This is a genomic window from Mycolicibacterium sp. XJ662, assembly GCF_053484035.1.
The window spans coordinates 16,848-28,846 of sequence record NZ_JBEFTL010000017.1 but is presented as its reverse complement, the minus strand read 5'-3'; the positions used below and the strand labels follow the sequence as shown (position 1 = coordinate 28,846).

11 protein-coding genes and 2 pseudogenes are annotated in these 11,999 nt (G+C 65.1%); 9 read left to right on the top strand and 4 right to left on the bottom strand.

The annotated features are described in order from the left end of the window. Positions 1-5: 5 nt before the first annotated feature. The gene (locus tag ABQE93_RS26520) at positions 6-812 is read right to left on the bottom strand and encodes a universal stress protein (protein WP_003416373.1); all 807 of its coding nucleotides are present in this window, start codon (positions 810-812) and stop codon (positions 6-8) included. A gap of 584 nt (positions 813-1,396) precedes the next feature. Here ABQE93_RS26520 and ABQE93_RS26515 point away from each other — a divergent pair. Both ABQE93_RS26515 and ABQE93_RS26510 read left to right on the top strand, forming a co-directional pair. Beyond that, a pseudogene (locus tag ABQE93_RS26515) lies at positions 1,397-1,591 on the top strand (PPE domain-containing protein); the annotation flags it as partial. A 130-nt stretch (positions 1,592-1,721) separates the two neighbouring features. Continuing rightward, positions 1,722-2,864 (top strand): PPE family protein, encoded by a 1,143-nt coding sequence (locus tag ABQE93_RS26510; RefSeq protein WP_003416381.1) that lies wholly within the window; start codon positions 1,722-1,724, stop codon positions 2,862-2,864. A gap of 8 nt (positions 2,865-2,872) precedes the next feature. Here the strand turns inward: ABQE93_RS26510 and ABQE93_RS26505 are convergent, their stop codons facing one another. Then, positions 2,873-3,205 carry a hypothetical protein gene (locus ABQE93_RS26505; RefSeq protein WP_003416383.1) on the bottom strand — a complete coding sequence of 111 codons (333 nt, stop codon included), beginning with the start codon at positions 3,203-3,205 and terminating at the stop codon, positions 2,873-2,875. Positions 3,206-3,320: 115 nt separating this feature from the next. Between ABQE93_RS26505 and hisN the strand changes: the two genes are divergently transcribed. The 5 genes from hisN to ABQE93_RS26480 all read left to right on the top strand — a co-directional run bounded on the left by hisN (position 3,321) and on the right by ABQE93_RS26480 (position 8,994). Then, the gene (hisN, locus tag ABQE93_RS26500; RefSeq protein WP_003416388.1) at positions 3,321-4,103 is read left to right on the top strand and encodes a histidinol-phosphatase; all 783 of its coding nucleotides are present in this window, start codon (positions 3,321-3,323) and stop codon (positions 4,101-4,103) included. Between the two features lie 19 nt (positions 4,104-4,122). Continuing rightward, positions 4,123-5,211: an AmmeMemoRadiSam system radical SAM enzyme gene (amrS, locus tag ABQE93_RS26495; protein ID WP_003899934.1), complete on the top strand. Its 1,089-nt coding sequence runs from the start codon at positions 4,123-4,125 to the stop codon at positions 5,209-5,211. 79 nt (positions 5,212-5,290) lie between these two features. Further along, positions 5,291-6,697 (top strand): acyl-CoA dehydrogenase family protein, encoded by a 1,407-nt coding sequence (locus tag ABQE93_RS26490; protein WP_016719639.1) that lies wholly within the window; start codon positions 5,291-5,293, stop codon positions 6,695-6,697. Between the two features lie 20 nt (positions 6,698-6,717). Beyond that, positions 6,718-7,923, top strand: coding sequence for an acyl-CoA dehydrogenase family protein (locus tag ABQE93_RS26485; RefSeq protein ID WP_003899936.1), 1,206 nt, complete (start codon positions 6,718-6,720; stop codon positions 7,921-7,923). Between the two features lie 99 nt (positions 7,924-8,022). Then, positions 8,023-8,994 carry an NADPH:quinone oxidoreductase family protein gene (locus tag ABQE93_RS26480; RefSeq protein WP_031683844.1) on the top strand — a complete coding sequence of 324 codons (972 nt, stop codon included), beginning with the start codon at positions 8,023-8,025 and terminating at the stop codon, positions 8,992-8,994. A 51-nt stretch (positions 8,995-9,045) separates the two neighbouring features. Here the strand turns inward: ABQE93_RS26480 and ABQE93_RS26475 are convergent. Continuing rightward, positions 9,046-9,472 (bottom strand): annotated as a pseudogene (locus tag ABQE93_RS26475) (DUF6188 family protein). Positions 9,473-9,579: 107 nt separating this feature from the next. Here ABQE93_RS26475 and ABQE93_RS26470 point away from each other — a divergent pair. Beyond that, positions 9,580-9,981: an Rv3143 family two-component system response regulator gene (locus ABQE93_RS26470; RefSeq protein ID WP_003416410.1), complete on the top strand. Its 402-nt coding sequence runs from the start codon at positions 9,580-9,582 to the stop codon at positions 9,979-9,981. 32 nt (positions 9,982-10,013) lie between these two features. Here the strand turns inward: ABQE93_RS26470 and ABQE93_RS26465 are convergent, their stop codons facing one another. Then, positions 10,014-11,243, bottom strand: a complete 1,230-nt coding sequence (locus ABQE93_RS26465; RefSeq protein ID WP_003901551.1) for a PPE family protein — start codon at positions 11,241-11,243, stop codon at positions 10,014-10,016. Positions 11,244-11,607: 364 nt separating this feature from the next. On the opposite strand from ABQE93_RS26465, the gene ABQE93_RS26460 reads away from it, so the two are divergent. After that, positions 11,608-11,994: an NADH-quinone oxidoreductase subunit A gene (locus ABQE93_RS26460; RefSeq protein WP_003416417.1), complete on the top strand. Its 387-nt coding sequence runs from the start codon at positions 11,608-11,610 to the stop codon at positions 11,992-11,994. Positions 11,995-11,999 lie beyond the last annotated feature (5 nt).

The window sequence follows — 11,999 nt, the reverse complement described above, 5'->3', positions numbered from 1 at the left end:
GCTCCCTACAAGTTGGCACTGCGTACCGTAAGTACGGCGCATCCGGGCTGGTATGCACCGCACAATTCGTGCGCGGAGTGTGAGTCCGCGACGAACAGCTGACCCGGCTTTGCGTTGGCGGCCAGATGACGGCACGCACTGCCGCCGGCGATGGCCCGATCCACCCGCACCTCGGGGTAGAGCCGGGTCCAGTGGGCGAGCCGACGGCTCAGGTGTACATGCGCCAACCGGCTGCCCTGTTCGACGTCATCGGGTGTTTCAGCAGCGTGGACAGCCACGGCCCGCAGCGGAACTCCGCGCAGCCTCGCCTCCTCGAATGCGTGCCGCAGCACCACACCATTGTCCACCTCCGCGACAACCGCGCTGACCTGGGAGGTTGTCGCTGGCTCGGCCGGCGACGGGTGAATCACCGCCACGGGGCATAAGGCCGACCCAGCCAGGGTCGCCGCGACCGAACCCCGGCGACCGCGGACATGATCAAGCCCCACCGAACCGACGCACAGCATCGCCGCGGACCTGGACTCCTGCATCAGCTTGGTGAGCGGCCTGCCGCACAGAACCTCCGTTTCGATCTTGACCGGTTGCCCGGTGGCCTCGACCTTCCGAGAGGCGTCGTGCAGCGCCGCTCGGGCCGCTGATTGCCCACCGCCCTCGCCGGCGGCGGACAGTTGGGACGGATCGATGACGTACACCAGTCGCAGCGGAATGTCTCGGTTCACCGCCTCATCGACCGCCCACAACGCCGCATGCGTTGCCGCCCTTGACCCGTCGATACCAACGACCACTGCCCGAGCTGGCCGAGGATCGCTCATCGCCGTCTCCTTCGCTGGGGCGGATACATCCCGTCGGTTCAGCGGTACGTTACTGGCGGGGACCGCTATCTCCCAGGGGCGTTGGTCCCCACCTGAGGGCCGTTAGTCCTTATCGACCGATGACAGACGCAACCCGTCAGGGCGAGAATGAATCTCACCTATCGCACGGGTGGCTCGTCCAGGTCCACAACCATCGCCCAGCTTTTCACAGCAAAGTCCCAGAAATGGCTTACAGTTGCCGACAGCTGCCGAACCAGCGGCCGTCCATCGGCTGCATATCGCTTGACCCACAGAATATTTGGGCATAGCCGCGCTGTGAGAGCGCATCTCGATGCGGCCGGCACGGCGTCGATCAATCTCCGATCCGCCGTCAGTCGACTGCCATACAACCTGCCCGCCCAGTTGTACACTGGCCGCGGCACGAGTTGCCGCACTGGTCAACAAGTATCAGCCGGCCTGCGCCCGAGCGGAGCCCACTCGGAGCCGCTCGTGACCATGGGGGGAGCCACTGCCGTCTCCCGCATGCCCACACCGAGGTCCGAATTGGGCTGGGTGCGCAATCGACGTTAGGGGCCTGCGGAGTAATGGACTACGCGTTCTTACCACCGGAGATCAACTCCGCGCGTATGTACAGCGGTCCCGGACCGAATTCAATGTTGGTTGCCGCGGCCAGCTGGGATGCGCTGGCCGCGGAGTTAGCATCCGCAGCAGAGAACTACGGCTCGGTGATTGCGCGTCTGACCGGTATGCACTGGTGGGGCCCGGCGTCCACGTCGATGCTGGCCATCCGGGGTGCCATCGTCGTCGAAACGGCCAGTGCCAGCAACACCGCTGGCACTCCACCTTGACCCATTCAGTTCTCGACCAGCACGACACCGTATCCGCACAAATGTAAGGAGCTGAGACACAATGGATTTCGCACTGTTACCACCGGAAGTCAACTCCGCCCGGATGTACACCGGCCCTGGGGCAGGATCGCTGTTGGCTGCCGCGGGCGGCTGGGATTCGCTGGCCGCCGAGTTGGCCACCACAGCCGAGGCATATGGATCGGTGCTGTCCGGACTGGCCGCCTTGCATTGGCGTGGACCGGCAGCGGAATCGATGGCGGTGACGGCCGCTCCCTATATCGGTTGGCTGTACACGACCGCCGAAAAGACACAGCAAACAGCGATCCAAGCCAGGGCGGCAGCGCTGGCCTTCGAGCAAGCATACGCAATGACCCTGCCGCCACCGGTGGTAGCGGCCAACCGGATACAGCTGCTAGCACTGATCGCGACGAACTTCTTCGGCCAGAACACTGCGGCGATCGCGGCCACCGAGGCACAGTACGCCGAGATGTGGGCCCAGGACGCCGCCGCGATGTACGGTTACGCCACCGCCTCAGCGGCTGCGGCCCTGCTGACACCGTTCTCCCCGCCGCGGCAGACCACCAACCCGGCCGGCCTGACCGCTCAGGCCGCCGCGGTCAGCCAGGCCACCGACCCACTGTCGCTGCTGATTGAGACGGTGACCCAAGCGCTGCAAGCGCTGACGATTCCGAGCTTCATCCCTGAGGACTTCACCTTCCTTGACGCCATATTCGCTGGATATGCCACGGTAGGTGTGACGCAGGATGTCGAGTCCTTTGTTGCCGGGACCATCGGGGCCGAGAGCAACCTAGGCCTTTTGAACGTCGGCGACGAGAATCCCGCGGAGGTGACACCGGGCGACTTTGGGATCGGCGAGTTGGTTTCCGCGACCAGTCCCGGCGGTGGGGTGTCTGCGTCGGGTGCCGGCGGTGCGGCGAGCGTCGGCAACACGGTGCTCGCGAGTGTCGGCCGGGCAAACTCGATTGGGCAACTATCGGTCCCACCGAGCTGGGCCGCGCCCTCGACGCGCCCTGTCTCGGCATTGTCGCCCGCCGGCCTGACCACACTCCCGGGGACCGACGTGGCCGAGCACGGGATGCCAGGTGTACCGGGGGTGCCAGTGGCAGCAGGGCGAGCCTCCGGCGTCCTACCTCGATACGGGGTTCGGCTCACGGTGATGGCCCACCCACCCGCGGCAGGGTAACCCGGCGCCTAACCGACAGGCGGCCCGTTGGGCGTAAACGTCCAATTGTCAGGATTCTTCGGCGAGTACACCACCGGAAGTATTTGACCGACGGTCGGCCACTGGTCGACGTCGACGGCCATGCGCTGATACACGGCGTACTCATTGACCGTGGGCCCAGTGATGATCCCGGCGATGGTGACATACTGCTGGCCGCCTGCGTCCGGTCGCGGGCTGACTCCGGTCACCAGGAGCGTGCCGCTGGCCAGATCTCCCCGCGGGCCGCGCGGGATAAGCCGCGGAGCAAGAAATACCGCTAGGACCGCGATCAGTATGAGTAGCACGCCAAACTCCCATCCCACCCGGCCATGGTAGGACTGCTGGCATGAGCCGTTATTACGCCGAGCGTGAACTCAGTGCAAGAACGCACGCGAAAAATCGCACTGGGTACACGCTCGGCGAAAGGATGGTGCACCAGTGAGCCACGACGATCTAATGCTTGCGCTGGCTCTGGCCGACCGTGCGGACGAATTGACGCGGGTCCGGTTCGGGGCGCTCGATCTGCGCATCGACACCAAACCGGATTTGACGCCGGTGACCGACGCCGATCGGGCGGTCGAATCCGACGTGCGCCAGACGCTGGGCCGCGACCGGCCCGGCGACGGCGTCTTGGGCGAGGAGTTCGGCGGATCAACGACCTTCACCGGACGGCAGTGGATCGTAGACCCGATCGACGGCACCAAAAACTTTGTGCGCGGGGTGCCGGTGTGGGCCAGTTTGATCGCGCTGCTTGAAGATGGCGTCCCGTCGGTCGGTGTGGTGAGTGCGCCGGCGCTGCAACGGCGGTGGTGGGCGGCACGCGGCCGGGGCGCGTTCGCATCCGTCGATGGTGCGCGTCCACACCGGCTGTCGGTTTCCTCTGTGGCAGAGCTGCATTCGGCGAGCTTGTCGTTTTCCAGTCTGTCCGGGTGGGCGCGGCTGGGTCTACGTGAACGCTTCATCGGGTTGACCGATACCGTGTGGCGCGTGCGTGCTTACGGCGACTTTCTGTCTTACTGCCTGGTGGCCGAGGGCGCCGTCGATATTGCCGCCGAACCGCAAGTGTCGGTATGGGATCTGGCGGCACTGGACATCGTGGTGCGTGAGGCGGGCGGGCGGCTCACCAGCCTGGACGGCGTCGCCGGCCCACACGGGGGCAGCGCCGTTGCAACCAACGGTCTGTTGCACGACGAGGTGCTGACACGGCTCAACGCCGGGTAACCTGGCGCTCGAGAGCGCCATGAGCGACCCGTTCACCATCGCAACCAAACACTGGCACCGACTGCACGACAGCCGGATCCAGTGCGATGTATGTCCACGCGCATGCAAACTTCACGAGGGACAGCGTGGCCTGTGTTTCGTCCGCGGCCGATTTGACGATCAAGTGAAGCTCACCAGCTACGGACGCTCTAGCGGATTCTGTGTCGATCCGATCGAGAAAAAGCCGCTCAACCACTTCTTGCCAGGTTCGGCGACGCTGTCTTTCGGCACCGCCGGGTGCAACCTGGCGTGCAAGTTCTGCCAGAACTGGGATATCTCCAAGTCCCGCGAGATCGACGTCCTGGCCAGTCGGGCGGCCCCGGCCGACATCGCCCGGACCGCACACGAATTGGGTTGCCGCAGCGTGGCATTCACCTACAACGACCCAACGATCTTCTGGGAGTATGCCGCCGATGTAGCCGACGCCTGCCACGACCAGGGAATCAAAGCCGTCGCGGTGACGGCCGGGTACATGTGTCCTGAGCCCCGCGCGGAATTCTACCGGCGTGTCGACGCCGCCAACGTCGACCTAAAGGCATTCACCGAAGACTTTTATCGCAAGGTTTGCGTCAGTCACCTGCGCAACGTCCTGGACACCCTGGCCTACCTGCGGCACCAGACGAATGTGTGGTTGGAGATCACCACCCTGCTGATTCCCGGACGTAACGACAGCGACGCGGAAGTCGCTGCCGAATGCAGATGGATCCGCGAAAACCTGGGCGTCGACGTGCCGGTGCATTTCACCGCGTTCCATCCCGACTACAAGATGATGGACACCCCGGCTACACCAACCGCCACATTGACCCGAGCCCGCGAGATCGGCATTGGCGAAGGCCTGCGCTTCGTCTACACCGGAAACGTTCACGATGCCGTGGGTGGCAGCACCTCGTGCCCAGGCTGCCGGGCAACGGTGATCGTTCGCGACTGGTATTCGATACGACATTACGCCCTCACCGAGGACGGCCGCTGCCAAGCATGCGGCTATCAGATGCCTGGCGTGTACGACGGACCGGCCGGACACTGGGGCCAGCGCCGGCTGCCCTTGCTGACCAGCTTGTCCCGGATGTGAACAACTTAACAAGCACCCCTATCTTACTCCGGAGTAAGATAGGGTGGTCCGCTATCACCCCGATGACCGAGGCTGCCGTATGACCAACACCACCTCTGCTGCAAATGCTGCAAAACCCTCCGGCGCACGCACCGATAGACGCGGCCGCACGACCGGTGTCGGCCTGGCGCCCCACAAACGGACCGGCATCGACGTCGCACTGGCGCTGCTAACCCCGATTGTCGGCCAGGAGTTCCTGGACAAATACCGCCTGCGCGATCCGCTGAACCGATCACTGCGCTACGGCGTGAAGACGATGTTTGCCACTGCCGGCGCCGCCACCCGTCAGTTCCAGCGGGTGCAAGGCCTGCGGGGCGGACCGACCCGGCTGAAGTCCAGCGGCCGAGACTACTTCGATCTGACGCCCGATGACGACCAGAAGCTGATCATCGAGACCGTCGACGAATTCGCCGAAGAGGTACTGCGACCCGCCGCGCACGACGCCGACGACGCCGCGACCTACCCGTCCGACTTGACCGCCAAGGCCGCCGAGCTGGGCATTACCGCGATCAACATCCCCGAGGACTTCGACGGTATCGCCGAACACCGCTCCAGCGTCACCAACGTGCTGGTGGCTGAGGCACTGGCGTATGGCGACATGGGCCTGGCACTGCCGATCCTGGCGCCTGGCGGGGTGGCGTCCGCGCTCACCCATTGGGGCAGCGCCGATCAGCAGGCCACCTATCTCAAAGAGTTCGCCGGCGAGAACGTTCCGCAGGCCTGCGTGGCCATCACCGAACCGCAGCCACTATTCGATCCCACCCGGCTGAAGACCACCGCGGTGCGCACCCCGTCCGGTTACCGGCTCGACGGCGTGAAGTCGTTGATCCCGGCCGCCGCCGACGCCGAGCTGTTTATTGTCGGCGCGCAGCTGGGCGGCAAGCCCGCACTGTTCATTGTCGAGTCCGCGGCCAGCGGCCTGACCGTCAAGGCGGATCCGAGCATGGGGATTCGCGGCGCGGCGTTGGGCCAGGTCGAACTCTGCGGGGTGTCGGTCCCGCTTAACGCCCGGCTGGGCGAGGACGAAGCCAGCGACAACGACTATTCCGAGGCGCTTGCGCTGGCCCGGTTGGGTTGGGCGGCGCTGGCGGTCGGTACCTCTCACGCCGTGCTCGACTACGTCGTCCCGTATGTGAAACAACGCCAGGCTTTCGGCGAGCCGATCGCTCATCGCCAAGCGGTGGCGTTCATGTGCGCCAACATCGCGATCGAGCTCGACGGCCTGCGCCTGATCACCTGGCGCGGGGCGTCCCGTGCCGAGCAGGGTCTGCCGTTCGCAAGGGAAGCGGCGCTAGCCAAGCGGCTTGGCTCCGACAAGGGCATGCAGCTCGGCCTGGACGGGGTGCAACTGCTGGGCGGCCACGGCTACACCAAGGAGCATCCGGTTGAGCGCTGGTACCGCGACCTGCGAGCCATCGGCGTCGCCGAGGGCGTTGTTGTCATCTAGAACGAGCTGAAAGATCAATCATGGCAATAAATCTGGAACTGCCGCGCAAGCTGCAGGCGATCATCGTCAAGACCCATCAGGGCGCTGCGGAGATGATGCGGCCGATAGCCCGCAAGTACGACCTGAAGGAACATGCCTACCCGGTCGAACTCGACACCCTGATCAATTTGTTCGAGGGCGCCGCCGAATCGTTCAACTTTGCCGGAGCCCATTCGCTTCGCGACGAGGACGAAGGCAAGGACGAAAACCACAACGGTGCCAACATGGCCGCCGTGGTACAGACGATGGAGGCCAGCTGGGGCGACGTCGCGATGATGCTGTCGCTGCCCTATCAGGGGCTGGGTAACGCAGCCATCTCCGCGGTAGCCACCGACGAGCAGCTGGAGCGGCTGGGCAAAGTGTGGGCAGCGATGGCCATCACCGAACCGGAATTCGGATCGGACTCGGCGGCAGTGTCGACGACCGCCACCCTCGACGGCGACGAGTACGTGATCAACGGCGAGAAGATCTTTGTCACCGCCGGTTCCCGCGCCACCCACATCGTGGTCTGGGCCACGCTGGACAAATCCTTGGGCCGCCCGGCGATTAAGTCGTTCATCGTGCCCCGTGAGCATCCCGGCGTGACCGTCGAACGACTTGAACACAAACTCGGCATCAAGGGTTCTGATACTGCGGTGATCCGGTTCGACAACGCCCGTATCCCCAAGGGCAACCTACTTGGGAACCCGGAAATCGAGGTCGGCAAGGGCTTTGCCGGGGTGATGGAGACCTTCGACAACACCCGGCCGATTGTGGCCGCCATGGCCGTCGGGATCGGCCGTGCCGCACTGGAGGAAATCCGTAGTGTCCTCACCGGGGCCGGCGTGGAGATCTCCTACGACAAGCCCTCACACACCCAGAGCGCCGCGGCCGCCGAGTTCCTGCGGATGGAGGCCGACTGGGAGGCCAGCTACCTACTGTCCCTGCGCGCAGCCTGGCAGGCCGACAACAACATCCCCAACTCCAAAGAAGCCTCGATGAGCAAGGCCAAGGCGGGCCGGATGGCCAGCGACGTCACCTGCAAAACCGTCGAATTGGCAGGAACTACCGGGTATTCCGAGCAATCACTGCTGGAGAAGTGGGCCCGCGACTCCAAGATCCTGGACATCTTCGAGGGCACCCAGCAGATCCAGCAGCTGGTGGTCGCACGCCGACTGTTGGGCCTGTCGTCGTCCGAGCTCAAATAGCCTCGGCGAGCAGACGTCAAAGCCCCCGAATTTCAGTGAAATCGGGGGCTTTTGCGTCTGCTGGCGCCCGTCTGCACCCCCGCCAGTAGGCTGGTCGGCATGCGCGCGGTACGGGTGACTCGGCTGGAGGGACCAGATGCGGTCGAGGTGGCCGAGGTCGAGGAACCCACGAGCGCCGGTGTGGTCATCGAGGTGCACGCTGCCGGCGTGGCCTTCCCGGACGCACTGCTAACCCGTGGCCGTTACCAGTACCGCCCGGAGCCGCCATTCGTGCTCGGCGCCGAGATCGCCGGAGTGGTTCGATCGGCGCCGGATAACAGCCAAGTGCGTTCCGGAGACAGGGTTGTCGGCCTCACGATGCTCACCGGCGGCATGGCCGAAGTCGCGGTATTGTCGCCCGAGCGCGTGTTCAAGCTGCCGGACAACATGACTTTCGAGGCGGGCGCGGGCGTGCTGTTCAACGACCTGACGGTGTACTTCGCGCTGGCGGTCCGGGGCCGGCTGCAGGCCGGTGAGACGGTGCTGGTGCACGGGGCGGCAGGCGCGATCGGCACATCGACGTTGCGACTAGCGCCGGCGCTCGGGGCGTCTCGCACCGTCGCGGTGGTCAGCACGCAGGAGAAGGCCGAGCTTGCGACAGTGGCCGGGGCGACAGATGTGGTGTTGGCCGAGGGGTTCAAGGACGCGGTACAGGAGCTGACGAACGGCCGTGGTGTCGACATCGTCGTAGACCCGGTCGGCGGCGACCGGTTCACCGATTCGCTGCGCTCGCTTGCTGCGGGAGGACGGCTGTTGGTCATCGGCTTCACTGGCGGCGAGATTCCCACCGTGAAGGTAAACCGCCTTCTGCTCAACAACATTGACGTTGTCGGGGTAGGCTGGGGCGCCTGGTCGCTGACCCACCCCGATGCGCTGGCCCAGCAGTGGTCACAACTCGAGCGGCTGCTACGCTCGGGCAAGCTGCCTCCTCCCGAACCAGTGGTCTACCCACTGGACCAAGCCGCTGCGGCGATTGCATCGCTGGAGAATCGCACCGCCAAGGGGAAGGTCGTACTACGCGTGCGCGACTAACGCCCCTCCCGGGACGCGTCGCCGGCGTGCTCTGGCCAATTTGCCGCTTCCTCACTGGTCGCCGTTGGCGTCGGCTACGTCATGCCGCACAACTCGCAGCTTGCCTGGCGCCAGGCACGCGGCGTATCCGTGGTATTTGCCATACAGTTCCCATGCGGTGACGCAATCATCGGGGTGCACGTCGATCTGATGACCGTCGGAGAACTCAAGATGGAGATCTCCGGTGTCATACCACGAAAGCTGTGCAGGTTGCCCCGGCGAAATCGAAGAGCGGACGCTCGTGGTCGGCTGGGTCGTTTGGGTCGATGGCGACCACTTCTGCGGGCGAGGTTTCGATGGCCGGCAGAGTCAGCTGTAGTGGTACCGAGATGACCAGCTCGTTGTAATCGTCGAAGTTCAGCACCAGACCGTCGCGGAACATAATCCGCTGAACCGCACAGCCCTCTAACCACTGCTCGGTCATTTCCTGTTCGGTCATATATTCACTCTGGCCTTGTTGTGCCCATATGTCACGTACACAACCGCCGAAATCTCGTGCGGGATTACACCCTAGGCGTCCGATGGACACCAGTACCATCTGACACCGTGCCCGACTCCAGCACCGCATTGCGGATCCTCGTCTACAGCGACAACGTCCAGACCCGCGAACGGGTGATGCGGGCCCTGGGCAAACGGTTGCACCCGGATCTGCCCGATTTGACCTACGTCGAAGTGGCTACCGGTCCGATGGTGATACGCCAGATGGATCGGGGGGGCATCGACTTGGCCATCCTCGACGGTGAGGCGACACCGACCGGAGGCATGGGAATCGCCAAACAGCTCAAAGACGAACTTGCCAGTTGCCCGCCCATCCTGGTGCTCACCGGCCGTCCGGACGACACCTGGCTGGCCAGCTGGTCGCGGGCCGAGGCCGCAGTGCCGCATCCCGTCGACCCCATCGTGCTGGGCCGCACGGTGCTCTCACTGTTGCGCGCACCCGCCCACTAACCGGACGCGGCCGGCATTCGCGGCGCGAACGTTCAGCCGCCCCGCATTTGAATCTTCGGGTCCTGTCTTACCCGAGGTCGTAATTGGCCCGCTGCCGCTTCCGGCCGCAACGACGGCGCTGTCTCCTCCGCCGCTGAAGTCTCTGAAGCCTGCTGACCTTGCGCGGTGCGTAGTGTCGATTCCGGAATTCCAGAACCCGCGGATTGGCCTACCCGCGTTGTCGACAGCGGAGCGGCCTTGGCCGCAACTTTCGGATCCACAGTTGGCAGCACCCCCATTGCTGGAACTTCAAGTTCTGGAACTTCCACAACGGCTTCCGGTGGCGCGGAAGCCGCCGGCTCTGGCGCTCGAGCTGACTCGGTGGCAGTTCCCGGGGCAGAGTTAGTGCCGCCACGTGCCATCTGACCCAGAGCGGCGAGCGCGAGCGGGGCACCGATGAAGCCGGGGCTCACAACGCCGGCATGGGCACTGGTAGCGCTCGACGCGACGACGTCTCCGGCGCCAACATCGCCACCGCCGAAATTCCCTTGGCCTACACTGCCATGGGCCGGATCACCGGCCGCTAACCCGGCGCTAGCCACGCCGCCTCCGACGTAGCCGACGCCCCCGCCGCTAGCGGTTGCACCTCCGGTGCCGACGCTCTCACCGCCGCCGGTGCCGACGCTCTCGCCGCCAGTAGCGCCGGTGCCGACGCTCTCACCGCCAGTAGCGCCGGTGGCGCCGGCACCCAAACCCGGAAATCGCTGCAGCAAACTCGCCCACGGCACCACTTGCGCGGCAATCGCCGATGCCCCGGAGTAGTACCCCGACATGGCGGCCACATCCGCGGCCCACATCTCCTCGTACACACCCTCGGCGGCAGCAATCAACGGCGCGTTCTGCCCGAACAAATTCGTCATCACCAGCTGCACGAATGCGTCGCGGTTGGCGGCCACCGCCGCCGGAAGCACCGTCGCCGCCTGCGCCGCCTCGAAGATGCTGGCCACTGCGCGCGCCTGTCCCGCCGCCCCGGCCGACTGAGCCGCTGCCGCGGTCAACCACCCCGCGTAGGGAGCCGCCGCTGCCGCCATCGCCAAGGCTGCCGGACCCTGCCACGCCTGACCCGCCAGCCCGGCCGTGACCGACGCAAATGATTGCGCCGCGGTCCCCAACTCTTCGGCAAGCCCGTCCCAGGCTGCCGCCGCCGCCAGCATCGGCGCAGTGCCTGCACCGATGAACATTCGCAAGGAATTGATCTCCGGCGGCAGCACGACGAAACTCACAGCTCCCGTCCTTCCGCTTCGCTGCTCGATGCCACGCCGACCTCAATACGGCCAACGATTAACCGGCAAATGCCGAGATTAACAACAAATGCTGCGCTTATCAGGGGGTTAGACCAACATTCATACAATTCGCCGGGACGCGCAATCCCCAGTTTTGCTTCGCAGCGACCGACGCCGGACCCAGCCACGGGTTCTGCTTCGACTCGCACAGGTATGCACCAGCCTGACCCCGGGAATGTGGGGTGGCCGTTGCGCGACTATGTTGAAGGTCACTGTGACGGCCCGAAGCCCCGGTTCGTCACGGCAGCCCGGTCACCGCCCGGCCGCCGCGCTGGCGGCCCCGTACGACGGATCATGGAGCGAGTTGAACGTCTACATACCCATCCTGGTACTGGCGGCGCTGGCCGCCGCCTTCGCCGTGGTGTCGGTGGTGATCGCGAGCCTGGTCGGCCCGTCGCGGTTCAACCGGTCAAAGCAGGCCGCCTACGAATGCGGGATCGAGCCCGCTAGCACTGGAGCCAGAACCTCCATTGGCCCCGGCGCGGCGAGCGGGCAGCGGTTCCCCATCAAGTACTACCTGACCGCGATGTTGTTCATCGTCTTCGACATCGAAATTGTGTTCCTCTACCCGTGGGCGGTCAGCTACGACTCGCTGGGCACGTTCGCGCTGGTCGAGATGGCGATATTCATGCTCACGGTGTTCGTGGCCTACGCGTATGTGTGGCGCCGCGGGGGCCTGACGTGGGATTGAGGTAG

Excerpts from the sequence above, each read along its gene's own strand:
- amrS (WP_003899934.1), top strand. The coding sequence starts at position 4,123 with ATGAGCGACCCGTTCACCATCGCAACCAAACACTGGCACCGACTGCAC.
- ABQE93_RS26480 (WP_031683844.1), top strand. The coding sequence starts at position 8,023 with ATGCGCGCGGTACGGGTGACTCGGCTGGAGGGACCAGATGCGGTCGAG.
- ABQE93_RS26520 (WP_003416373.1), bottom strand. The coding sequence starts at position 812 with ATGAGCGATCCTCGGCCAGCTCGGGCAGTGGTCGTTGGTATCGACGGG.
- ABQE93_RS26490 (WP_016719639.1), top strand. The coding sequence starts at position 5,291 with ATGACCAACACCACCTCTGCTGCAAATGCTGCAAAACCCTCCGGCGCA.
- ABQE93_RS26510 (WP_003416381.1), top strand. The coding sequence starts at position 1,722 with ATGGATTTCGCACTGTTACCACCGGAAGTCAACTCCGCCCGGATGTAC.
- ABQE93_RS26485 (WP_003899936.1), top strand. The coding sequence starts at position 6,718 with ATGGCAATAAATCTGGAACTGCCGCGCAAGCTGCAGGCGATCATCGTC.